This window comes from Porphyrobacter sp. AAP60, from assembly GCF_001296025.1.
Taxonomy (GTDB): Bacteria; Pseudomonadota; Alphaproteobacteria; order Sphingomonadales; family Sphingomonadaceae; genus Erythrobacter.
Window position 1 is genome coordinate 498,137 of sequence record NZ_LJHV01000008.1, and the last position, 23,665, is coordinate 521,801.

Below are 23,665 nucleotides of genomic sequence, written 5' to 3' on the forward strand. Positions count from 1 at the left end.
AGGCAATGGCAGCGCTTATGCCGCCCGAATGGGCACCGCAGGACTGGCTGTGGATCGGCTTTCCGCATCTGGCCGATGAATGGCCCGGCTGGCTTGAGCCTGCGCAGGAGCAGATCGCGGCTTTCGCCTCTGCCGTGGCGGAAAGCGGCCAGCCGGTGCGCCTGCTGGTGCGAGATGAAGCCAACGAGGCGCGCGCGCGCTCGCTTGTCAGCGCCAAGGTAACGCTCGAACAGCGCGTCTATGGTGATGTCTGGCTGCGCGACACCGGCCCGCTGGTGGTATTCGAAGGGGATGGCACCCGCGCGGCGCGGCGGTTCGGCTTCAATGGTTGGGGCGGCAAGTATCTGATGCCGGGTGATCAGGAAATCGGCGCGGAATTGGCGCGTGACGCAGGGCTGGCGGTCACCTCGACTGCGATGATCCTCGAAGGCGGGGCCGTGGATGGTGACGGGACGGGTCTGGTCGCCACGACGCAGCAATGCCTGCTCAACCCCAACCGCAACCCGCAGATGAGCCGCGAGGCGATCGAAGCGCAATTGGCCGCGCAGCTGGGCTTTACCCATGTGTTGTGGCTGGGCGATGGCCTCATCAACGACCACACCGATGGCCATGTCGATAACCTTGCCAGGTTTGTCGGACCGAACCGGCTGGTCGTGCCGCAAGCGACCGGTAAGGATGATCCCAACGCCGCAATCTACGCCGATGCGACGGCGAGGGCAGAGGCCTTTGGGGTCGATGTAGTGCGCATCCCCTCGCCCGGCCTGATGTTGCGTGACGGTGCGATCGAACCGGCCAGCTATGTGAACTTCGCGATCACCAGCCATCTGGTGGTGGTGCCGACCTTCGGCAGCCCGCACGATGCCGACGGGGTAGCTGCGATTGCCGCGCTGTTTCCCGATCGCGCGACCATCGGCCTGCCGGGCGAAGCGGTGCTGGCGGGCGGCGGGGGCTTCCACTGCGCCAGCCAGCAAATGCCTGCGCTGGCGCGGCGGAATTAACCTGTCGTTAGGGAATTGGGGCGAGAGTGCGGGTCATGAACCGCGCCCTTTCTCTCGCCCTGCCATTCGCTGCTGCGAACCGCATCGATTCGCTCGATCTGGCGCGCCGCATGATCGTGATTGGCTGTGCTGCCGCGCTGATCGCGGCCGGGCAGACACTGCCGCTCTGATCTGAAAGGTTGTAGCAGCGCGCCTATTGCGCGCCGCGCGCCTTCAGCCAGGCTTCCATCTCGGCGATTTCTTCCTTCTGCGCAGCGATGACGCGGGTGGCGAGATCGCGGGCCTGATCGTCCTTGGCGTACTTCAGCGCGACTTCGGACATGGCGACCGCGCCCTGATGATGGGCAAGCATTCCCTGCATGAAGGCGACATCGGCATCGGCGGGAATATCGGCCATCCCGGCGTGCATTGTGTCGTTTGCTGCCTTGTAGGCGGCCTGTGCTTCGGTGAGTTCGGTTTTCGCTGCGCCGCCCATGTCGTGGCCGGAATGATCCATCGCCGAATGATCGTCAGCAGCGGTTTCCGCCGGCGTATCGGCTTCTCCCGAACAGGCGGCGAGCAGCAGAGCAGCAGGAAGGAGGGCGGCGGCCAGTTTCATTGTCAGTTCTCCGTTAAAAGATCGGGCGGGGTACCTCCGGCGCGCAGCATCGCGATGGCATCGGCCAGCGGCATCACTTTCTGGTGTTCCGCCCCCAGCGTACGCACGGCGACGGTGCCTTCCTCGCCCTCGCGCTTGCCGACCACCAGCAGCTGCGGAACCTTGGCGAGGCTGTGTTCGCGGACCTTGTAGTTGATTTTCTCATTGCGCACATCGGTCTCGACCCGGATGCCCGCCGCCTGCAATTGCGCGGCGACATGGCGGGCGTAATCATCCGCATCGGAAACGATGGTCGCCACCACTGCCTGCACCGGGGCGAGCCACGCGGGCATGCGTCCGGCGTAATGTTCGATCAGGATGCCGATGAAGCGTTCATACGATCCGAAGATCGCACGGTGCAGCATCACCGGGCGGTGCTTGTCACCATCCTCGCCGATGTAATGCGCATCGAGCCGTTCGGGCAGCACCCGGTCGGACTGGATCGTGCCGACCTGCCAGGTACGCCCGATCGCGTCGGTCAGGTGCCATTCCAGCTTGGGCGCATAAAACGCGCCTTCGCCGGGGAGTTCTTCCCATTCGAGGCCGTTTGCCGTCAGCGCATCGCGCAATTCCTGTTCGGCCTTGTCCCAATCGGCGTCGCTGCCAAACCGCTGATCGGGGCGCAGCGCCAGTTTGATGTCATAGGTGAAGCCGAAATCACGATAGACCGAATCGGCCAGCGCGATGAAGTCCTGCACTTCGGCCACGACCTGGCCTTCGGTGCAGAAAATATGCGCATCGTCCTGCGTGAACTGGCGCACGCGCATCAACCCGTGCAGCGCGCCGTGGGGCTCGTTGCGGTGGCAGCAGCCCATTTCGCCCAGCCGGATCGGCAGATCGCGGTAGGAGGTGATCCCCTGCTTGAAGACCATCACATGCGCCGGGCAGTTCATCGGCTTGATCGCCAGCCACTCGGCATCGTCGGCCACCTTGGGGGAGGCCGCGCCGCTGTCTTCATCCACTTCGGGCACCATGTCGGGCACCGCGAACATGTTCTGCGCGTATTTCCCCCAGTGGCCCGACTGCGTCCACTGGCGCACATCCATCAGCTGCGGGGTCTTGATCTCGCGGTAGTCCGCGCCGTCCATCTTGCGGCGCATATAGGCTTCCAGCTCGCGCCAGATGCGATAGCCCTTGGGGTGCCAGAAGACGCTCCCGTGGGCTTCTTCCTGCAGGTGGAACAGGTCCATTTCGCGGCCCAGCTTGCGGTGATCGCGCTTGGCGGCTTCCTCCAGCCGGGTGAGGTGGGCGTTGAGTTGCTTCTTGTTGAGCCAGCCGGTGCCGTAGATGCGCGTCAGCTGCGCATTGTTCTGGTCGCCGCGCCAGTATGCCCCGGCGACGCGCATCAGCTTGAAGGCGTCGGGATCGAGCTTGCCGGTGCTCGGCAGGTGCGGGCCGCGGCACATGTCGAGCCAGTCTTCGCCCGACCAATAGACCGTCAGCTCCTCGCCCTCGGGCAGTTCCCTGGCCCATTCGGCCTTGAAGGTCTCGCCCTCGCCCGCCCACTTGGCGATCAGTTGCTCGCGGCTCCACACTTCACGGCGCAGCGGCTTGTCGGCGCGGATGATGCGGCGCATTTCCTCTTCGATCGCGGGCAGATCGTCCATGCCGAACGGCTCGCGCGTGTCGGGCGCCTTCACGTCATAGTAGAAGCCGTCGTCGGTCGAGGGGCCGAAGGTGATCTGCGTGCCGGGGAACAGCGCCTGCACCGCTTCGGCCAGCACGTGAGCGTAATCGTGGCGCGCGAGTTCGAGTGCGTCGGCCTCATCGCGCGCGGTGACCAGCGCGAGGTTGGCGTCACCTTCGAAGGGCCGGTTAAGGTCGCGCAGCTCTCCGTCTACCCGCGCGGCAATCGCCGCCTTGGCGAGGCCGGGGCCGATTGCCGCGGCAATATCGGCCGGGGTCGATCCTGCCGGCACTTCGCGCACCGATCCATCGGGCAGGCTTATCTTGAGCAGTTCGGTCATCTTCGCAAATCCGTGTGGTTTGGCGCGCCTTAGGACAAGCAGCGGCGCACCGGAAGAGCGGTGTTGTGCGATTAACGGTCTGGGGAGAACACCGCGCCGCCCCGAACCGGGCGGCGGGCGTCAGGCCTAACCCGCGCGCCGCCGCCCCCGGATGGTAGTCCGGGTAGTGGTGGTGGTGCGGGTGATGGCAGACAGCGTGGTCATCTCCGCAGCCTTTAGCCTGCATGCCGCTGCGAGTCACGCGCAAGCTGATCGGCCATGATGGAAAGCCTCCTTGACAAAAATCACGACTCGAATGTAAAGCACGCTTGCCATTATGAAAAAGGAGCTTTCCATGTCTTCCACCCTCTATGCTCTGCTGATCGCCAGCGCAGCCATCGCTGTCGCGCTGCTGGCTGTGTTCGACATCATCCCTGCAACCGTCGCGCAATACGTGCCGCTTGCGGTGGTTCCCTTTGTGGTGGCGCGCCGCGGTGCCTGCACCCTGCGCCGCACGGCACGCGGCGCATGACGTCCGCCGAAACCCCCGCCGGGCGCGGGCCGCGGTTCTGGGGCGCGCTCTATGTCGGCTCGATTGCGATTATTGCCGTGCTGAGGATCACCGATGCGATCCCCACGCCGGTCGGGCTGATCCTGTTCGTCGGGGCGATGGGGCTGTTGATCCCCTTCGTCCGCTCCTCCGAACGCCGGAGTGCCGCCAACGGCTGCATGAATCCTGTGATCGTGCGTTACAACCGCCGGATCTTGGCCGCTTCGATGGGCTATGTCTTTGGCCTCGGCATCGCGCTCGCGCTCTGGAACACCTATGAGCTATCCGGCGCACTTGCCTTCGCCATAGCTCTCCTGCCGACCCTCCCGACCTTCGCAATGATCTGGGCGATGGGCCGCTATCTGGTCGAGGAGACCGACGAATATCTGCGTTACCGCATGGTGCGCGCGGCGCTCATGAGCCTTGGCATGGTGCTCGCCATCGGCATCTTCTGGGGCTTTCTGGAGACGTTCGAATTGGTGCCGCACATCTGGGCGTGGTGGGTGCTGCCGGTGTGGGCGATCGGCCTCGGCCTCGCGCAATTGTGGATGAAGGTGCGCGGCGAATGAACAACCGCCTCAAGGTGCTGCGCGCCGAACGCAATTGGTCACAGCAGGATCTGGCCGAACGTCTCGGCGTGTCGCGCCAAAGCGTCAACGCGATCGAGACCGGTCGTTACGATCCTTCGCTCCCACTCGCCTTCACCATCGCCGATCTGTTCGGCCTGCCGATCGAGGCGATCTTCAGCCGCGATCAGACCGAAAGCTGACCGGAGCCCTTGTCGGTCACGATCCGCTTGGTCCCCGCCAGCTTGGTCGAACGTTGCCTGATCCCGGTGCTGAAGCGGTATTCCGTTACCGCGCGGGCCGGGGTCAGTTCCACCACCATATAGCCGCGCTGCGCGGTATCGGCCCATTTGAGCTGGTCATTGGTGCTGACCAGCGCGCTCGCCAGATCCTGGGGCGGGATCGAGGTCAGGTAGGTCTCGAACCCCGGCGAGCTGACCGAACATACGCCCAGCTCCACGCCGACTTTCGCACCCTGATGACCCAGTTCGAACGCCCAACCATTGTGGGTATCGCCTGCCAGCACAAGCAGATTGGCGTCGGCTTCCAGCGCCGCTGTGAACATCCGTTCGCGCGCGGCGGGGTAGCCATCCCAGGCATCCATGTTGGAAGGCAGGCCGACCTGGCTCGCCATGACAGCCGCCATCAGCCGCTGGCGGATGTAATCGGGCAAGCCGCTGCTCAGCTGATCGGCAAGGCTGACAGGGGTCTTGAGATTGCCGATCAGCACCTGCTGCACCAGCACCTGCCACGCCGTGCCGCTGGCGGTGGAGGCGGCCATGCCCTTTGCCAGCCACTGTTCCTGCGCCTCGCCCAGCAGTTGCCGCGCGGGATCGGCCCATGCGCCGTCCTTGAATTTCGCCAAGGCCTCCATCGCGCCTTGCGGGTTGGACTGCCCCGCCAGCACCTTGCCAAGATCAAGTTGCTCCTCGCGCCCCTCCAGCCGGGTGTCGAGCCGGAACAGGGTCGCCAGATCGCCGACCTGATAGGCGGCGTAGGGTTCATCCGATACCGGCATCCACTCGCGGTAGGCCTGCTTGGCAGCGGCCTTGCGCACCGACCATTCGCCTTCGGTATCGCTCTGATGGTTCTGCGCGCCGTCCTTCCAGCTATCATTCGCGCTTTCGTGATCGTCCCATACGGCGACCATCGGCAGCACCTGATGCAGGCGCTGGCAATCGGGATCGGAGCGATAGGTGGCATAGCGCAGGCGATAATCGGTCAGCGCGACGATTTCGGTCTGCGGAGCCAGCACGCGCTCGGCCACGCCCTGGCCGGGGCTGGGGTAATTGTCCGCGCCATATTCGTAGATGTAATCGCCCAGATGCACCGCGAGATCGGCATCATTCGCTTCGGCCGCGTGACCATAGGCATTGAACCAGCCGAACCCGTAGTTCGAGCAGGAAAACACGGCGAGCCTGAACGAAGCTGTCGGCCCCTGCGGCAGGGTGCGGGTGCGGCCCACGGGCGATGTGGTGCCGGAGGGCGCGATGAAGCGGAAGAAATACCAGCGATCCGGCGAGAGGCCGGTGGCGATCCCCTTGGCGCACCAATCGCGGCTGGCCGAAGCGGTAACATTACCTTCAGCGACAGGGCGGGTGAAATCATCGGTCTCGCTCACCTGCCAGGTCAGCGCGGTATCGGCTTCGCCCACGTACCGCGTCCACAGCAGCACCGAATCGGTGCCCGGCTCTCCGCTGGCGACGGAATGGGTAAAGCCGGTGCCGAATGTACGCGCCGAGAGCGGGGTCGCGGCCAGCGCAGCGGAAGCGCCGGCGAGGGTGAAGAGATTGCGGCGGGTCAGCGCAGCGGGCGATGTGGCGGGCTGCGGGGCGTTATCGGTTTTGAACATGGGGCGGCGTCTATCCCTCTCGCGTTGCGCTGCTGTGACAGTCGCTGGCGATCACAATGGTTGCGTTTGCGTCCCCGCGCAAGGCATGGAAGGCGCATGACCGATCCGATGTATCACACCCTTTATGACGGCCGCCGCGTGGCCTTCCGCTACACTCACGGGGCGGAGCCATGTCTTGTGTTCCTGCCCGGCTACATGTCCGACATGAGCGGCAGCAAGGCCACTGCACTGTTTGAAGAAGCGCAAGACAAGGGCCGCGCCTGCCTGCTGCTCGACTATTCGGGGTGCGGGCAAAGTGACGGTGATTTTGCCGAAGGGATGCTGAGCGGCTGGCGGGACGAGGTGCTGGCGCTGATCGCATCCTATGTCAGCGGGCCGGTGCTGCTGGCGGGATCGTCGATGGGCGGGTGGCTGATGCTGCTGGTGGCGGAACACCTGAAGCACCGCCTCGCAGGCCTGATCGGTATCGCCCCCGCGCCCGATTTCACCCGCTGGGGCTATAGCGAGGAACAGCGCGCCAGCCTTGCCGCGGGCGAGACGATTTACGAGCCCAACCCCTACGGCCCCGAACCGACGCCCACCCATGCCAAGTTCTTCGCCGATGCCGAATGCCACCTGCGGCTGGACAGCGCGATCGACATCACCTGCCCGGTGCGGCTGATCCACGGCAAGGCGGACGCAGACGTTCCGTGGGACATCAGCCTCAGGCTCGAAGCGATGCTGCGTTCGGACGACATACAGGTTAGCCTGATAGAGGACGGCGATCACCGCCTGTCGCGGACAAGCGACATCGCCATTCTCAAGGCCATCGTGGCCGGTTTTTACAGGTAGAACGCTTTTGTCGATCATCCTTGCGCTGCTGCTTCAGGTGGGCCCCAATCCGCTGGCCGGGGGGATGGCGGGGGATGATCTGGTGCGCGATCGTCCGCCACGGCCTGACGGGGTGCAAAGCGAAAGCGATGCCACCAGCGCCTGGCTGGAAAGCTGTTTCGGCCAGCTGGAAGAAGACCCGGCGCGTGCCCATGCCATGGCGCAGATCCGCCGCAGCGAGACCAGCGGGACTGACCGCGTGCTTGCCAATCACTGTCTCGGCACCGCAGCGAGCGAGCTTGGCCTGTGGGATGATGCCCGCGCCGCCTTCATCGCTGCCCGCGACGAAACGCCCGCTGATGAGGACCGTACCCGCGCCCGCTTTGCCGCACTGGCGGGCAATGCCGCGCTGGCCAGCGGCGATGCGTCAGGCGCGCTCGATTTGCTGACACAGGCGCAGGCCGATGCCCGCGCCGCGGCTTCCGCGCCGCTCGAAGCGATTGCCGCGACCGACCGCGCACGCGCGCTGGTAACGCTGGGGCGCGCTGACTATGCGCTCGCCGCGCTTGACCGGGCGACCACGCTGGCGCCTGAACGCAGCGAAGGCTGGCTACTGAAAGCCACGCTGCTGCGGCGGCTCGAACGGCTGGCAGAGGCGCAGAGCGCGATAGAAAAGGCGGCGGCGCTGGCTTCGGGCAATCCCGAAATCGGGCTGGAGGCAGGCGTGATCGCCGTGCTGTCGGGCCGCGATGATGCGGCGCGGGCAAGCTGGCAATCGGTGATCGATCTGGCGCCGGAAAGCCCTGCTGCCGCCACCGCCAAGGGCTATCTTGCGCAACTGGGCGATGCAGGGGACACTGTGCCCGCAGCGCAGACCGAGGAGCCGCAGTGATGACCCGTTTTTCCGTGCTCGATCTGGTGCCGGTGCGCGAAGGCGGCACCTTGACCGAGGCTTTCGCCGCCGCAACCGACCTTGCCCGCGCTGCCGAAGCTTTGGGGTGTGACAGGTTCTGGGTGGCCGAACATCACGCGATGGACGGGATTGCGGGCGGGGCGACTTCGGTCGTACTCGCGCATATCGGCAACGCGACCAGCCGCATCAGGATCGGATCGGGCGGGATCATGCTGCCCAATCACACCCCGTTCCAGATTGCCGAACAGTTCGGCACATTGGACGCGCTGTTTCCGGGACGGATCGATCTGGGGCTGGGCCGTGCACCCGGCGCCGGGCCGGAATTGCAGCGCGCCTTGCGCAAGAACCTGCATCAGGCCGCCGAATATTTCCCGCAGGACGTGGTCGAACTGCGCGCATTGCTGACCGGCGACCTCGATCTGCCGATTGCCGCCACGCCGGGGCTGGGCGCGCAGGTGGAGCTGTGGATGCTGGGGTCGAGCCTGTTCGGCGCGAGCCTCGCCGCCAAGCTCGGCCTGCCCTATGCCTTCGCCGCGCATTTCGCGCCCGATCATCTTGATGCTGCGCTGGCTGTTTACCGGCGCGATTTCCAGCCCTCGGAAGCCCTGGACAAGCCGCACGTGATGGTCGCGATGAACGTCTTCGCCGCAGAAACCGAACCGCAAGCGCGCCTCCTCGCGTCGAGCCAGCAGCAAAGCTTCGTGAGGCTGCGCAGCGGCAGTCCCGGCAAGCTGCCACCGCCCATTGCGGATTACACCGGCACCCTGCCCGCCTCCGCGCAGGCGATGCTCGCCCATATCGGGCAGGCGGCGGCCGTGGGCACGCCGGCACAGGTACGCGAAGCGATCACCGCTTTCGCGGCGCGCACCGGGGCGGATGAAATCCTGCTGTGCGGGGCGACTTATGACGCCGATGCCCGCATTCGCAGCCTCGAGTTTACGCTGGACGCCTGCCAAACCGTGCCGGCGGCGTAATCTCCGCAATCATCACGCTTGCGCGGGATAGGGGTAAGGGCGTATCGCCTCAAACACGATTACAACAATCCGGCACAATATAATTACAGTGACGTGATGCCGGTAATGCAGGATGCGCAGGAGCCGTTTATGGGGTCAAAGTCTGCCGCAGGAGCGTCACCGAACGCTCTGATCAAAGCTCTTCGCCTTCATCTCGAAGCGTCCCAGCTGCCCGGTGATGCGCCGGCGGAAAAGGCCGCGCTTGACGAGGCTGCTGCCTTTCTGCTCGCCTCTGCACAGCCGCGCGCGCCGGGGCAGGCGCTGGTGCAGATCGAATCCGCCAGCGACGGGCGGCGGCACCTGCGGATTGCCATCATCAACGAAGACATGCCGTTTCTGGTCGATTCGGTCGCGGCGACGATCGCGATGCAGGGTGTCGGGATCGACCGGCTGCTGCATCCGGTGATTGCAGTAGAGCGCGATGCGCGCGGTGCGATCACCGCGCTCGCCAAGCATGGCGAGGGTGCAGCCGGACGGCGCGAATCGCTGATCTATATCGAAACCCCGCGCATCGATGCCCGCCAGCGGCGCGAGCTGCTTGAAGCGCTCGAAGCGACGCTTGGCGATGTCCACGCGGCGGTCAATGACTGGCCGAAGATGCAGGCGGCCATGGCGGCAGACCGCGCAATGGCCGATCCGGTCGATGCCGAAGCGGGCGCGCTGCTCGGCTGGCTGGGCGGCGGGATGTTGACGCAGCTGGGCCACCTTACCCGCCACCGCGACGGGACCACCACCGACGTGCTCGGCATATGCACTTCATCGTCCCGCGAATTGCTGGCCGAAGTGTCGCTGGAACGCGCTTTCGACTGGTTCGATCGCAACGATGCCGCCGGCACCCCGCGCGCCTTGCTGGCAATCAAATCGAACACCCAGTCCAGGGTGCACCGCGTCAGCCCGCTCGATCTGTTCATCGTGCCGGTGCGCGATGCGGGCAAGATTGCCGCACTGTCGATCCATGCCGGATTGTGGACGAGCGCCGCGCTCGCCTCGCGCCCGCAAGAAGTGCCCGTGCTGCGCGCAACGCTGAGCGGGCTGACCGAACAGCTCGGTTTCGATCCGGCAGGGCATAATGGCAAGGCGCTGGTGCACGCCTTCACCTCGCTACCCAATGACCTGCTGACCGCGTTCGATCCTGAAAAGGTGGGCGATCTGGTCACTGCCAAGATGGCGCTGATCGACCGGCCCCGCCCGCGGATGGTGATGGTGCGATCGACGCTGGAACGCCATGCCTTTGCTTTCGTGTGGTTGCCGCGCGATCAGCTTTCCACCGATGTGCGCCTGCAGATTCAAGCGATGCTGCTCGGCACGCCGGGCGCGGCGCTGCTCGACTGGAGCCTCGAGGTCGAAAGCAGCACGCTGGCGCTGCTGCGCTTCCTGATCGACGTGCGCGGCTGCGATGAATTGTCCGACGATACCGCGATCGAAGCGCAACTGGTTGATCTGTTGCGCGGCTGGAACGAAGCGGTTTCCACGCATCTCGCCGCTGACGGCGACGAAGGCCGCGCCGCCGCGCTGGCGACGCGATACGCCCCGGCCTTCCCGACCGGATACCGCCTTTCCTATGGCCCTGAAGAAGCCGCGCGCGACATTGCCCGCCTGCGTGCCTTGGCGCTGGGCGACGGGGAAATGCGTCATGATCGGGGTGTGCGGCTGTACCGCATGGCGAGCGACGGGGCCGATACGCTGCGGCTGAAGGTCTATATCCTTCAGGGCAAGCTGGCGCTGTCGGACGCGGTGCCTGCGCTGGAGAATTTCGGCTTCCGGGTTGCGGCGGAAATCCCGACATTCCTGACCGATCCCGAACTCGGATCGATCCACGATTTCCTGCTTACGGTACCCGCCGGGCTGGACGCGGGCGCGCTGCTGGAACGCGCCGCGCTGATCGAAGCCGCGCTGGCCGATGTGCTGAACGCGGCGGCAGAGGACGATTCGTTCAACCGCCTGACCGCCGCCACCGGCCTGGCCCCGCGTGAGGCGAACTGGATGCGCGCGATCTATCGCTATCTGCGCCAGACCGGGGTGAGTTATACGATCTATACCGTGGTCGATGCGCTGGTCGCCGCGCCGCATGTGACCCGCGCCATGGTGGCGCTGTTCGCTGCCCGCCATGATCCGGCCTTCAGCGGCGAACGCGACGAGGCGATTGCCGCCGCGCAGGCCGCTTTCACCCGCGGTCTGGCAAAAGTCACCGCGATCAATGACGATCGGTTGCTGCGGCTTTACCGTGCGGTGATCGATGCGGTGCTGCGCACCAACGCCTTTGCGCCCGCCGCTGCCGAAGCACTGGCGTTCAAGATCGATTCTTCATTGGTGCCCGGCCTGCCCAAGCCGCTGCCGTGGCGCGAGATCTTCGTTTATTCGCGCCGCGTCGAAGGCATCCACCTGCGGTCTGGCGCGGTGGCACGCGGGGGCCTGCGCTGGTCTGACCGGCGCGACGATTTCCGCACCGAAGTGCTCGGCCTGATGAAGGCGCAGCGGGTCAAGAACGCGGTGATCGTGCCGACCGGCGCGAAGGGCGGGTTCTATCCCAAGCAGCTGCCCTCGCCCGCGATCGACCGTGAAGGCTGGGCGGCCGAGGGGCGGGCCTCGTATGAAATCTTTATCCGCACGCTGTTGTCAGTCACCGATAACATCGTTGAAGGCCGGGTAGTGCACCCCGATGCGGTGCAGGTGCTGGACGGCGAAGACCCCTATTTCGTGGTCGCGGCGGACAAGGGCACGGCGACTTTCTCGGACATTGCCAACGGCATCGCCCAGGGCCGCGATTTCTGGCTGGATGATGCTTTCGCCAGCGGCGGTTCGAACGGATACGACCACAAGGCCATGGGCATCACCGCGCGCGGCGCGTGGGTTTCGGTGCAGCGCCACTTCCGCGAAATGGGCATCGACGTGCAGTCGGATTCCGTTACGGTGGCCGGCTGCGGCGACATGTCGGGCGATGTGTTCGGCAACGGGATGCTGTTGTCCAAGGCGCTCAAACTGGTCGCCGCCTTCGATCACCGCCATATCTTCATCGACCCCGCGCCCGATCCGCTGACAAGCTGGAAAGAACGCGCCCGGATGTTCGCCCTGCCGCGTTCGAGCTGGGAGGATTATGACGCGAAGCTGATTTCCAAGGGCGGCGGGGTGTTCCCGCGCTCGGCCAAGTCGATCAAGCTGTCCAAACAGGCACGCGAGGCGTTGGGTATAGAGGCAAAAGAGATCGAGCCCGAAGCGCTGATTTCCGCGATCTTGCGGGCTCCTGTCGACCTGCTGTGGTTCGGCGGGATCGGCACCTACATCAAGGCGCCGCATGAAAGCCACATCCAGGTCGGCGATCCGGCCAATGATGGCTTGCGGATCGACGCTGACGAGGTGCAGGCGCGGGTGATCGGCGAAGGCGCGAACCTTGGCACCACGCAGGCCGGGCGTATCGCGTTCTCGCTTGCCGGAGGCCGCATCAATACCGACTTCATCGACAATTCGGCGGGCGTCGATTGTTCGGATAACGAGGTCAATATCAAGATCGCGCTGGCCGCCGCCACCGCATCGGGCAAGCTGAGCGAGAAAAAGCGCAACACGCTGCTAGCCGCGATGACCGACGAGGTCGCCGCCATCGTGCTCGAAGACAACCGCTTGCAGGCGCTGGCGCTGTCGGTCGCGGAAAGCGGCGGTGCGGGCGCAAGTTCGGCCTATGTCCGTCTGATCGAGCGGCTGGAGGAAGTCAGCGATTTCGACCGCCGCACCGAAGGGCTGGCCGATGGCGAAACCTTCCTGCGCCGCGCTGCCGATGGGCAGGGGCTGACCCGTCCTGAACTGGCGGTGCTGCTGTCCTCAGCCAAGCTGGCCTTGCAGGACGCCATTGAAGCCAGCGCCTTGCCCGATGATCCGATGCTGGAACCGCTGCTGATCGCGCGCTTCCCCACGGCGATGCGCAAGGCCTATGCCGCCGAAATTCGCGGCCACCGGCTGCGGCGCGAGATGATCGCCACCAGCCTTTCCAACCGCATCGTCAACCGGATGGGCATGGTCCACCCGTTCGAACTGGCCGAGGAAGAGGGCGTCGGTCTGGCTGAAGTCGCCGCCGCGTTCGTGGTTGCTGAACGCCTGTTCGGGCTGGAAGCGCTGTGGCGCGAGCTGGACGAGGCCGCCATCCCGGAAGCTGCGCGTCTTGCCCTGTTTGACCGGCTGGCAGCAGCGGTCGGCAACCTGATGAGCGATGTGCTGCGCACCGCAGCGGGCAAGATCGCCGCTGGCGCGATGATCGATGCGCTGGCAGGCAGCGTCACTGTGCTGACCGCCGCGCGCGAGGAGCTGCTGACCGCCGAACCGCGTGCCCGGTCAACCGAATTGCAGCAGGGCTTTGTCGCTACCGGCGCGCCCGCAGCGCTGGCCGGAAAGGTCGCCAACCTGTTCGATTTCGATGGCGCGGTGGGTCTGGCGCAGACCGCGCTCGATACCGGAATCGATGCCAAGCTGCTGACCCACGCCTTCACCGATGTCGGCACCCGGCTGGGGCTGGACTGGGCGCAGGGCATCGCCGCGCACATGTCGCCTTCGGATGTGTGGGAACGCCTGCTGGTGTCGGGCCTTGCGCGCGATTTCCAGCAGATGCGGATCGAATTCCTGCGACGGCTGATGCGGCGCAAGGGCGGCAAGGATGATCCCGCCGGCGCAGTGGGTGAATGGGCGGAGCGCAACCGGCAGGCGGTGGCGCAGTTCCGCGCCATGATCGCCCGTGCGCAGGCCCGCCCGCCGGTCGGGGCAGCAATGCTCGCCCAGATCGCCAGTCAGGCGCGCAACCTGCTGGAACGCTAAGCTGAAATGCGGGGCGGTTGATCCGATACCCAAACCGCTAACTTGACCCTTCGGCGATTTGCGCCACATCAAAGGCCGAAAAGCGCCGGAGGGGCATAGCAAAGCCATGACAACATCCACCACTGACCACGCCGACGTCGTGATCGTCGGCACCGGCCACGGCGGGGCGCAGGCGGCGATCGCGCTGCGCCAGCACGGTCACGAGGATTCGATTTTGATGATCGGGCGCGACAATGCGCCGCCTTACGAACGCCCGCCGCTGTCCAAGGAATACCTTGCAGGCGACAAGGGGTTTGAAAGGATCATGATCCGGCCCGAAAAGTTCTGGGCGGAAAAGAATATCGGCCTGCGACTCGGCGCGGCGGTGACGGGGCTTGATCCCGCAGCGCATCGATTGACCCTGAGCGATGGCAGCCATGTGAGCTATCGCAAGCTGATCTGGTCGGGTGGGGGCGATCCCCGCCGCCTTCCGGTGCCGGGCGCGGTGTTGCCGGGCGTGTTCTACGTGCGCGACAAGGGCGATGCCGACGCGATGATGGCCGCGCTGGCGGGCGGGGCGAAACGCGCCGTGGTGATCGGTGGCGGCTATATCGGGCTTGAGGCCGCTGCGGTGCTGCGCAAGCTGGGCTGCGAGGTCACGCTGGTCGAAATGCTGCCGCGGTTGCTGGCGCGGGTGGCGGGGGAGGATCTTTCGACCTTTTATGCCGAAGAACACCGCCGCCAAGGCGTTGATGTGCGGTTGGAGACCGGGGTTCATGCCGTGCTGGGCGAAGATATGGGCCGGGTCACCGGCGTGCGGCTCGACAATGGCGAGGAAGTGCCTTGCGACATGGTTATCGTCGGCATCGGGGTGGTGCCAGCGGTTGCGCCGCTGATTGCGGCGGGCGCTGCCGGATCGAACGGGGTCGATGTCGATTTCTGCTGCCGCACCACGCTGGACGATGTCTATGCCATCGGCGATTGCGCGGCCCACGCCAACGACTTTGCCGATGGCGCCGTGATCCGGCTGGAATCCGTCCAGAACGCGCATGACATGGCGAACACGGTGGCCAAGGCGATCATGGGCGAGAAGGAACCCTATCACGCGCTGCCGTGGTTCTGGTCGAACCAGTATGATCTCAAACTGCAAACGGCGGGATTGAGCTTCGGCTTTGATGAGACCGTGCTGCGCGGCGATCCGGCAACACGCAAATTCACGGTGGTATATCTGAAGGATGGCAAGCCCATCGCCTTCGACTGCGTCGGCACGATGAAGGATTATGTGCAGGGCCGGAAATTGCTTGAAAACAAGGTGGGCAGGATCGATCCGGCGGTGCTGGCTGATCCTGAAGTGCCGCTCAAGGATTTGCTGTAAGCCGCACCAGTGCCCATTGCGCGGCTTCGGCCACCACCGGATCGGGATCAGCGATTAACGTTTCGACCTGCGGAACAAGTGCCTGATTGCCGCTGTTTCCGGCGGCATACAGGCAATTACGCACGAAGCGGTCGCGTCCGATGCGCTTGATCGGCGAGCCGGAAAACAGCGCGCGAAAGCCTGCATCATCCAGCGCCAGCAACTCCCCCAATCGCGGCGCGACCAGTTCGGCGCGGGGCAGGAATTCGCGGATGGTCTGCGCTTGGGATGCGAACTTGTTCCACGGGCACACAGCAAGGCAATCATCGCAGCCATAGATGCGGTTGCCCAAACCGGCGCGCAAATCCTCTGCCACCGGGCCTTTGTGTTCGATGGTCAGATAGGAAATGCAGCGCCGCGCATCCAGCTGGTAAGGCGCGGGGAAGGCATTGGTGGGGCAGGCATCAAGGCAGGCACGGCAGCTGCCGCACTGGTCGCGGTGGGGCTCTGCCGGGGCGAGATCCAGCGTGGTGTAGATTGCGCCCAGAAACAGCCAGCTGCCTTGCACAGCACTGACCATGTTGGTGTGCTTGCCCTGCCACCCGATCCCCGCGGCCTCGCCCAGCGGTTTTTCCATCACCGGGGCGGTGTCGACAAACACTTTCACCTGCGCTTCGGGTGCTTCGGCCACCAGCCAGCGGGCGAGTGCTTTCAGACGTTTCTTGACGACATCGTGGTAATCCTTGCCCTGCGCGTAAACCGAGATGCGGGCGTGGGTATCCGAACCTTCCAGCGCCAGCGGATCATGTGCCGGGGCGTAACTCATACCCAGCGCGATCACGCTGCGCGCTTCGGGCCACAGGCCTTGCGGCGAACGGCGATGCTCTGCCCGCGCCGCCATCCACTCCATGCTGCCGTGATGCCCTTCGCCCAGCCATTGTTCCAGCCGTGCTGCCCGCACCGGATCTTCTGCGGCGCTGGCAAAGCCGCAGGCCGCAAAGCCGAGTGCCGCCGCTTCGTCAGCAATGCGGGCGGCGAGGCCAGAGGTTGCGGGCGCTTTAACCATGTTTGGAGATGCTCCCGTTTAATCCAACCCGCTAACCGCGTAAGGCATGGATATGGCGGTAAGCGATCACACATCATCGGGCAATCACGGGACGGGTTTCACAGCCATTCCCGCCGACGCCCGCCCACTCGCGATCGAGGCACGCGGGCTGGTCAAAAGCTTTGATGGCACCCGCGCTGTGGACGGGGTGGATATTTCCGTGCCCGAAGGCGCGATTTACGGGATTCTCGGCCCTAATGGCGCTGGCAAGACCACGACGCTGCGGATGCTGCTGGGCATCATTGACCCGGACGCAGGCGTGCGCCGCGTGCTCGGGCATGATCGCCCGCATGATATTGGCCGGCTGATCGGCTATCTGCCCGAAGAACGCGGGCTGTATCCGGCAATGAAATGTGTCGAGGCGATTGCCTTCATGGGCGCGCTGCGGGGTCTGCCGCTGAAAGAAGGGCGCAAACGCGGGGCCGAACTGCTTGAACGGCATGGGCTTGGCTATGCCGCCGACCGCCAGATCAGGCAGCTATCCAAAGGCATGGCGCAGACCGTGCAGCTGCTCGGCACGCTGGTGCACCAGCCCCGGCTGGTGGTGCTGGACGAGCCGTTTTCGGGCCTCGATGCGATCAATCAGGGCAAGCTGGAAGTGATGATCCGCGCATTGGCCGATGACGGCGTAACGGTGATCTTCTCCACCCACGTGATCCACCATGCCGAACGCCTGTGCGAAGGCGTGGCGATCATTGCTGGCGGCAAGGTGCCTTACGCGGGGAGTGTCGAGGCTGCGCGTGACCGGATTCCGGCGCAGGTGCGGCTGGAGACGCGGGCGCGTGAAGGCGCGTGGCTTTCCGCCCTGCCCGCCGATGCCCGCCGCGACGGCGATTTCTTCCAGTTCCCGCTGCCTGAAAGCGGCATCGAACCCTTGCTGCGGCAATTGATCGAAGGCGAGGCGGGCATCCTCTCGCTCTCGATCGAACGGGCAGGATTGCACGATGCCTTTGTTGCCATCGCGGGCGAGGCCGCTGCCCGCCAGCTCGAAGCCGATTCGACAGCCAATCTCGGGGAAAGCCGCACATGAGCCAAACCGGTACCCCCACCCGTTCTCGCCTCAACCTGTTTCAGGCCTCGTGGGTGATCGCCCGCCGCGACTTCGTTGCGGTCCTGTTCAGCCGCGCTTTCCTGTTCTTCCTGTTGGGGCCGCTGTTTCCCGTGCTGGTCGGCGGGCTGGCCGGGAGCATCGGCAAATCGGTTTCCGATCAGGCGGTCAGCGTCGAGGTCGGTGTCGCGATGAGCGCTTCGGACAATGCGGCGATGATCGCTGCTGCCGACGTGCTGCGCCCGCAACTGGGTGGTTTCCTGCCGGCACTGCGCGAGGTCAAAGAGGCCGCGGGTGACAGCAATTTCGATGCCCGCGCCTTTCTGGATCAGCGGCGCGGCAATTATGCTGCGATTGTGACCGGCACGCTCGCCGCGCCGAAAGTAATCGGCACGCAGGGACAGGTCAGCCGCTGGTCCGGCCCGGCCGAACTGATCGCCGCCACCGCTGCCGGGGCATCCCCTTCGCAGCTGCCGCGCGCGACCAGCGAGGTTGTCACCACCAGCGCCGCATCCGAACGCACCAACCGCATCCGCACAGCCCAAGCCGCGCAGATGGTATTGTTCCTGCTGACGATGCTGCTCGGCGGCATGGTGCTATCCAACCTGGCCGAGGAAAAAGGCAACAAGATCATCGAAATCCTCGCCGCAGCCCTGCCGATGGACGCGGTGTTCATGGGCAAGCTGTTTGCGATGCTGGGCGTTTCGTTTGTCGGCATCGCGGTGTGGGGCGCGCTTGGCTGGGGCTTCTGGGCGATTGCAGAAGACGCCATCGTCACCGTCACCCAGACCAATTTCCGCGAACTGCCCGGCCCGGCTGTCGGCTGGCCGATGTTCCTGGTGCTGGGGATTGTCTATTTCACCATGGCCTATCTGCTGCTGGGATCGCTGTTCCTGACGATCGGCGCGATGGCATCATCGGTGCGCGAAGTGCAGACCTTGTCGATGCCGGTCACCATGCTGCAATTGATGGTGTTCTTCCTTTCAGCGGCCAATATCGGCCAGACCGGCACCGCGCTGGAGCTGTCTTCGATAGCGTTCCCGCTGTCATCGCCGTTTGCGATGCTGGCGCGCGCGGCAATGGAGGAGACGCTGTGGACCCATGCGCTGGCACTGGTGTGGCAGGTCATCGCGGTGTTCCTGCTGGTCAAAGGCGGCTCGCTATTGTTCCGCAAGCGGGTGATGAAATCGGGCGGGGCCGGACGCGACAAATCGCGCAAGCGCCCTCGTTTTGCCGCGTGATCAGTCCCGAATAGCAACCCACTATTGACATGCCTGTCAGTTAGGGCAGACTGCGACTCGGACAGAAGCGGCCGCAACAAAGGCCGCCTGACGGGAGACAGACATGGCCACCATCGCCGCCCCGGCACGCCCGCAAGTGCGCCGCGAACCGACATCCTATGACGCCCTGAAAGCCCATTTCGAGAGCCATCCCGAAGAACGCCCCAACCACCCCCATCCGTGGGACGTCAGCCGTTCGGACATCTATTCCGAAGACCGCTGGCAGCCGATCTTTGCCGAGATGCGCAAGGCGGGCCAGCTGCACTGGATTCCCGAAAGCCCGTTCGGCCCTTACTGGGCGGTGGTCGGCCACAAGGCGATCCAGCATATAGAGGCACTGCCGGAAACCTTCTCTTCAAGCTGGGAACATGGCGGCATCACCATTCTCAACCGCCTGTCCGAGGAAGAGGCTGCGGCAGCCAACATCGAAACGCGTGAGCTGCCGATGTTCATCGCGATGGATCGCCCGCAGCACACCGGCCAGCGTCGCACCGTCGCGCCCAAATTCACCCCTTCGGCGATCACCGACATGGAAGCCGAAATCCGCACCCGCACCGGCGAAGTGCTGGATCGCCTGCCGCGCGGGGAAGTGTTCGACTGGGTCGACACCGTCTCGATCGAACTGACCACCGGGATGCTGGCGATCCTGTTCGGTTTCCCCTGGGAAGACCGCCGCCTGCTGACCTTCTGGTCGGATTGGGCGGGCGATACCGAACTGGCCACCGTGCGCGAGCTGGATGAAACGCGCTGGGGAATCCTGAAGGAAATGGCGGCCTATTTCCAGTCGCTGTGGATCGAACGCACGATGGACAAGGAACCGGGCAGCGATCTCATCTCGATGATGCTGCACTCGCCCGCGATGAACCAGATGCGGCCCGAAGAATTCATGGGCAATCTGGTGCTGCTGATTGTGGGCGGCAATGACACCACCCGCAACACCATGAGCGGCATCATCCACGCGCTCGACAAGTTCCCCGACCAGCGCAAGCTCTACGAGGAAAACCCCGATCTGATCCCCAACGCGGTGCAGGAAATCCTGCGCATGCAGGTGCCGCTGGCCCATATGCGCCGCACCTGCACCGAAGATACCGAAGTCTTCGGCCAGACCATCAAAGCGGGCGACAAGGTGGTGCTGTGGTATATCAGCGCCAACCGCGATGAAGGTGTGTTCGAAAACCCGGACAAGCTCGACATCACCCGTGATAATGCGCGGCGGCATCTGGCCTTCGGTTACGGCATTCACCGCTGTGTCGGGGCGCGGCTGGCGGAATTGCAGCTGAAGGTGCTGCTGGAAGAAATGCACAAGCGCCGGATGCGGGTGCATGTGGCCGGTGATGTGGAGCGGGTGCGCGCTAACTTCGTCCACGGCTTCCGCAAGCTCGAAGTCGAAATCACCGAGTTCTGATCGGCGGGGCGCAGGGGCGCGCGTGAAACTTCCGGGGGGTTTCGGACGTATCTGGAACAACGACAACGGAGATTTGCCGATGCGCCTGCCCCTGATCCACCGCCGTACCGTGCTGGCCGCTGCCGGAATAGGTGTGGCCCTGCCGCTGCTCGCCTCGTGCGGGGCCGATCCGGCCGAGGCCAAGACCTTTCCCAAGGGCAAGACCGAAGCCCAGTGGCGCAAGGTTCTGACCAAAGACCAGTTCTATGTGCTGCGCGAGGAAGGGACCGAACGTGCCTTCACATCCCCGCTCGACAAGGAAAAGCGCAAGGGCACCTTCGTGTGCGCAGGCTGCGCCAACCCGGTCTATGCCTCGGCGCACAAGTATGACAGCGGCACCGGCTGGCCCAGTTTCTGGCAACCGATTGACAAGGGCGCTGTCGGCACCAGCACCGATTACAAGATCGGCTATGCCCGCACCGAAGTGCATTGCGCCGATTGCGGCGGGCATCTCGGGCACATTTTCGCCGACGGCCCCAAGCCCACCGGCAAGCGCCACTGCATCAACGGCATTGCGATGAAATTCATCCCCGCCTGACGCGGCCAGCTTATTCGCCCAGCAGTGCGGGCGCCTGAAGCCGGGCGGCCAGTCGTGCAAAATCGCCCAGCGTGAAGGTGTCATCGAACACGACGCCATAGTGCGAATCGCGCCGCCAGCGCACCTTGGCGCGCACTTCGCGCATTTCGTTGCCGATGCCGGGCGCTTCGATCCGCACGGTCTGGTCGATTGCGAGCTGCGCCTGGCTCACAATCCGCGCGCCCTGTTGTGACATGTTTTCCACCACACCTTCGAACCGCCCTGCCAGAGCGGTGATCGAGATCGGGAAACACAGGCCCAGGCGCAGGCCGCGCTTGGGATATTCACCCGATTCGTTGATCAGCTGCGGCACTTCGACCGGGCGAGCGAAGCGAAAGCCCGCCTCGTTATCGCGCTGCCACACCGGGATCACGTTATAGAATGCGCCGCCGGGCATGTGCAGTTCGAACCTCGGGCAAGCGGGCAAGGCATGGAACAGCCGCACGCTGACCCCGGTTTCCGATACATCGCGGATAACGCAGACAAATTCGCCCTGTGCCGACGCCAGCTTGGCAGCGCGGATCAGCAGGGTGAACCGCGGCGCGGCGCGCAGTTCAGCGTCCCCGGCTTCGGGACCGTTATGCAGCTTCTGGGTGCTTGCAGCGATTTCCATGCGGTTAAGATCCCAACCCGGCACCGCAGGCCCACACCTGCGGAACAAGGGTTCTGCCTGATTAACCCCAAGGCTTAGATACAAGGCGTTAATGCGCGGATAATGGCGACTTGGGGTAGAGTGGGGGCGCAACCGGCAGCCAATGTACGGGCGGCGGGACTCGAACCCGCACGAGCAAAGCTCAGGGGATTTTAAGTCCCCGGCGTCTACCATTCCGCCACGCCCGCATGTTTGCGCCCTTGCCACAAGTTGCAGGCAAAGCGCCAGAGCTTGCCAGCCGCATCGCCATCGCCCATTTCAATGGCCAAGGCGCAAGGCAGCAAGGAAACCGGCATGGCGGGCGATGTGGTGGAGACAATCCAGCCGGCAATCACGCTGCTGGGGCTGGGAATCGGTGCGGCGCTGGCCAGCCGAGCGCTGCGGCTGAACCCGATTGTCGGCTATCTCGGGCTGGGCCTCGGGCTTGCCAGCCTTGGCATGGCGGATGGTTTCAGCGGTTCGGTGGTGGCCGCGATGGCCGAAGCGGGCGTGATGTTTCTGCTGTTCAACCTCGGCCTGCATTTCTCGCTTGGGCGGATTCGCGCCGAGGCGGGGAATATTTTCGGCTTTGGCGCCTTGCAGATGCTGGTGGCGGGCAGCGCGTTTACCGCCGTGCTTGCCGCGTTCGGATTGTCGATCACCTTTGCTGTGATCGTCGGGTTCGGGCTTGGCCTGTCGTCCACCGCCGTGGTGATCGGGCTGGTGCGCGAACGCGGGCAGGAAGATTGCCCGGTCGGCCGCGCTGCGCAGTCGATCCTGATCTTCCAGGATATCGCCGCAATCCTGCTGCTGGTCACCGCAGGCGCGCTGGCGAGCGGGGGCGATCTGGCACCGGCGCTGGGGCTGGCGGGGATCAAGGCGCTGGTTGCTTTCGGGATTGCGGTACTGTTTGCACGCTACCTGACCGAGCCTCTGTTCGGTCTGATCGCTCGCGCCGGCACCACCGAGGTCTATACCGCCACCGCGCTGTTCATTGCCCTTGCGGCAGGCTGGGCGACCGGCATGGCGGGCCTTTCGCTGACGCTGGGCGCGTTTCTTGGCGGGATGGCGGTGGCCGATTCGCGCTATCGCATTCTGGTGCAGACCGAGATTGACGCCTTTCGCGGCCTGTTCCTCAGCTTCTTTTTCATCTCGGTCGGGCTCAGTATCGATCCGGCGCTGCTGGTGCGTGACTGGGCGCTGGTGCTGGGCGTGGCGCTGGGGATGATCGTGCTGAAATGCGCTGCCAATGTCGCTGCCGGGCTGGTCAATCGCTGGTCGGTGCCGGGATCGATCCAGCTCGGATTTCTGCTGGGGCAGGGGAGCGAATTCACGCTGGTGCTGCTGGCGTTGCCCGCCGTGGCCGGGCTGGCCGAGCCGCGGCTGGTATCCGCGCTGGTCACCGCGATCGCGATCAGCCTTGCGGTAACTCCGCTGATATCGAACATCGGGCGCAAGCTGGCCGGACGGCTGCGGCAGGGCCCGCCCGATACAAAGCTGGCGGGCGATGATGCGCCGGTGCTGATCATCGGCATGACAGCGGCAGGCCGCGCATTGGCCGATGCGCTGGAGTATAACGACATCGGCTATCTCGCGCTGGAGCCGGATCACGACCGGTTCCAGACCGCGCTGGCCGATGGATATCACGTCCACCGTGCCAACCCTGCCGATCCGCGCAGCTGGGACGCGATCGGGATGGAGCGGCGCGAGGTGCTGGTGATTGCCACAGGGCAGGTGCAGGCATCGCGCGATGTGACGCCGCTGGCGCGCGAACGCCTGCCCGATGTGACGCGGGTGATTGCTGTCCCCGATGCAGAAGCGATCGAAGAGTTCGGCGCGCTCGGCATGGTGCCGGTCGATATGAGCCAGAGCGGCGGGGCCGAGCGCTTGATCGAACTGGTGTTCACCGCGTTGGAGCGGACACGCGATCTGCCCGTGCCGGGCCTCGCGCATGACAAGGCGATGCCGCGGGCGGCGTAGCTTTTTATTCCCCATCGCCTCCGCGATGCGAATTCCTCGCTGATGCGACCTGAAGGTCGCGTCGCTGCGGGCGGCCGGTCGGCCTTGCGGCCCCTGCGGGCCCGAACAGCGGCAAACGCCGGCGGAGAGTGCGAGCAGTGGCTCGGTCGCGCAGCGACCGCGAGCGCACGCGCGCGAGCCGCAGG

At 65.0% G+C, this 23,665-nt stretch carries 20 protein-coding genes and 1 tRNA gene; 15 read left to right on the forward strand and 6 right to left on the reverse strand.

Going from position 1 to position 23,665, the window contains the following annotated elements; translation table 11 throughout:
- The first annotated feature begins 5 nt into the window (after positions 1-5).
- Together IP79_RS08305 and IP79_RS15860 are read left to right on the forward strand one after the other, a co-directional pair.
- Complete coding sequence (locus tag IP79_RS08305) at positions 6-998, forward strand: agmatine deiminase family protein (protein ID WP_054118752.1); 993 nt, start codon at positions 6-8, stop codon at positions 996-998.
- Between the two features lie 35 nt (positions 999-1,033).
- Positions 1,034-1,168: a hypothetical protein gene (locus IP79_RS15860; RefSeq protein WP_267886206.1), complete on the forward strand. Its 135-nt coding sequence runs from the start codon at positions 1,034-1,036 to the stop codon at positions 1,166-1,168.
- A gap of 23 nt (positions 1,169-1,191) precedes the next feature.
- On the opposite strand, the gene IP79_RS08310 is transcribed toward IP79_RS15860, so the two are convergent.
- Both IP79_RS08310 and thrS read right to left on the reverse strand, forming a co-directional pair.
- Positions 1,192-1,596 (reverse strand): DUF305 domain-containing protein, encoded by a 405-nt coding sequence (locus IP79_RS08310; RefSeq protein ID WP_082337105.1) that lies wholly within the window; start codon positions 1,594-1,596, stop codon positions 1,192-1,194.
- A gap of 2 nt (positions 1,597-1,598) precedes the next feature.
- Positions 1,599-3,602, reverse strand: coding sequence for a threonine--tRNA ligase (gene thrS / locus IP79_RS08315; RefSeq protein WP_054118753.1), 2,004 nt, complete (start codon positions 3,600-3,602; stop codon positions 1,599-1,601).
- Positions 3,603-3,936: 334 nt separating this feature from the next.
- Here thrS and IP79_RS08320 point away from each other — a divergent pair, with 334 nt between their 5' ends.
- From IP79_RS08320 to IP79_RS08330, 3 genes are read left to right on the forward strand one after another with little or no spacing between them, the layout of a single operon-like run.
- Complete coding sequence (locus tag IP79_RS08320; RefSeq protein WP_156318197.1) at positions 3,937-4,113, forward strand: hypothetical protein; 177 nt, start codon at positions 3,937-3,939, stop codon at positions 4,111-4,113.
- Positions 4,110-4,700, forward strand: a complete 591-nt coding sequence (locus IP79_RS08325; RefSeq protein ID WP_054118755.1) for a hypothetical protein — start codon at positions 4,110-4,112, stop codon at positions 4,698-4,700. Before IP79_RS08320 ends, IP79_RS08325 begins: the two co-directional genes overlap by 4 nt.
- Positions 4,697-4,900 carry a helix-turn-helix transcriptional regulator gene (locus IP79_RS08330; RefSeq protein WP_054118756.1) on the forward strand — a complete coding sequence of 68 codons (204 nt, stop codon included), beginning with the start codon at positions 4,697-4,699 and terminating at the stop codon, positions 4,898-4,900. The genes IP79_RS08325 and IP79_RS08330 overlap by 4 nt, the downstream gene beginning before the upstream one ends.
- Here the strand turns inward: IP79_RS08330 and IP79_RS08335 are convergent.
- A complete protein-coding gene (locus IP79_RS08335; RefSeq protein WP_054118757.1) occupies positions 4,885-6,549 on the reverse strand; it encodes an alkaline phosphatase D family protein in 1,665 nt (554 codons plus the stop codon). The genes IP79_RS08330 and IP79_RS08335 overlap by 16 nt on opposite strands.
- A 96-nt stretch (positions 6,550-6,645) precedes the next feature.
- On the opposite strand from IP79_RS08335, the gene IP79_RS08340 reads away from it, so the two are divergent.
- The 5 genes from IP79_RS08340 (at position 6,646) to IP79_RS08360 (ending at position 15,436) form a co-directional block, all read left to right on the forward strand.
- The gene (locus tag IP79_RS08340) at positions 6,646-7,380 is read left to right on the forward strand and encodes an alpha/beta fold hydrolase (RefSeq protein ID WP_054118758.1); all 735 of its coding nucleotides are present in this window, start codon (positions 6,646-6,648) and stop codon (positions 7,378-7,380) included.
- 7 nt (positions 7,381-7,387) lie between these two features.
- Positions 7,388-8,251, forward strand: a complete 864-nt coding sequence (locus IP79_RS08345) for a tetratricopeptide repeat protein (protein ID WP_233994134.1) — start codon at positions 7,388-7,390, stop codon at positions 8,249-8,251.
- On the forward strand, positions 8,251-9,246 hold the full coding sequence (locus tag IP79_RS08350; RefSeq protein ID WP_054118759.1) for an LLM class flavin-dependent oxidoreductase: 996 nt from the start codon (positions 8,251-8,253) through the stop codon (positions 9,244-9,246). Before IP79_RS08345 ends, IP79_RS08350 begins: the two co-directional genes overlap by 1 nt.
- A gap of 129 nt (positions 9,247-9,375) precedes the next feature.
- Positions 9,376-14,082, forward strand: a complete 4,707-nt coding sequence (locus IP79_RS08355) for an NAD-glutamate dehydrogenase (RefSeq protein ID WP_054119022.1) — start codon at positions 9,376-9,378, stop codon at positions 14,080-14,082.
- Between the two features lie 106 nt (positions 14,083-14,188).
- Positions 14,189-15,436: an NAD(P)/FAD-dependent oxidoreductase gene (locus IP79_RS08360; protein WP_054118760.1), complete on the forward strand. Its 1,248-nt coding sequence runs from the start codon at positions 14,189-14,191 to the stop codon at positions 15,434-15,436.
- Here the strand turns inward: IP79_RS08360 and queG are convergent.
- A complete protein-coding gene (gene queG, locus IP79_RS08365) occupies positions 15,420-16,481 on the reverse strand; it encodes a tRNA epoxyqueuosine(34) reductase QueG (RefSeq protein WP_054118761.1) in 1,062 nt (353 codons plus the stop codon). The genes IP79_RS08360 and queG overlap by 17 nt on opposite strands.
- Before the next feature lie 46 nt (positions 16,482-16,527).
- Between queG and IP79_RS08370 the strand changes: the two genes are divergently transcribed.
- The 4 genes from IP79_RS08370 (at position 16,528) to msrB (ending at position 20,830) form a co-directional block, all read left to right on the forward strand.
- Complete coding sequence (locus tag IP79_RS08370) at positions 16,528-17,550, forward strand: ABC transporter ATP-binding protein (RefSeq protein ID WP_054118762.1); 1,023 nt, start codon at positions 16,528-16,530, stop codon at positions 17,548-17,550.
- Complete coding sequence (locus tag IP79_RS08375; RefSeq protein ID WP_054118763.1) at positions 17,547-18,809, forward strand: ABC transporter permease; 1,263 nt, start codon at positions 17,547-17,549, stop codon at positions 18,807-18,809. The genes IP79_RS08370 and IP79_RS08375 overlap by 4 nt, the downstream gene beginning before the upstream one ends.
- Positions 18,810-18,912: 103 nt before the next feature.
- Positions 18,913-20,253, forward strand: a complete 1,341-nt coding sequence (locus IP79_RS08380) for a cytochrome P450 (RefSeq protein ID WP_054118764.1) — start codon at positions 18,913-18,915, stop codon at positions 20,251-20,253.
- Between the two features lie 79 nt (positions 20,254-20,332).
- Positions 20,333-20,830, forward strand: coding sequence for a peptide-methionine (R)-S-oxide reductase MsrB (gene msrB, locus IP79_RS08385; protein WP_054119023.1), 498 nt, complete (start codon positions 20,333-20,335; stop codon positions 20,828-20,830).
- Positions 20,831-20,840: 10 nt separating this feature from the next.
- Here the strand turns inward: msrB and IP79_RS08390 are convergent, their stop codons facing one another.
- A complete protein-coding gene (locus IP79_RS08390; protein ID WP_054118765.1) occupies positions 20,841-21,482 on the reverse strand; it encodes a PilZ domain-containing protein in 642 nt (213 codons plus the stop codon).
- Positions 21,483-21,627: 145 nt separating this feature from the next.
- Positions 21,628-21,709, reverse strand: a tRNA-Leu gene (locus tag IP79_RS08395).
- A gap of 73 nt (positions 21,710-21,782) precedes the next feature.
- On the opposite strand from IP79_RS08395, the gene IP79_RS08400 reads away from it, so the two are divergent.
- Positions 21,783-23,480 carry a cation:proton antiporter gene (locus IP79_RS08400; protein WP_233994135.1) on the forward strand — a complete coding sequence of 566 codons (1,698 nt, stop codon included), beginning with the start codon at positions 21,783-21,785 and terminating at the stop codon, positions 23,478-23,480.
- Positions 23,481-23,665 lie beyond the last annotated feature (185 nt).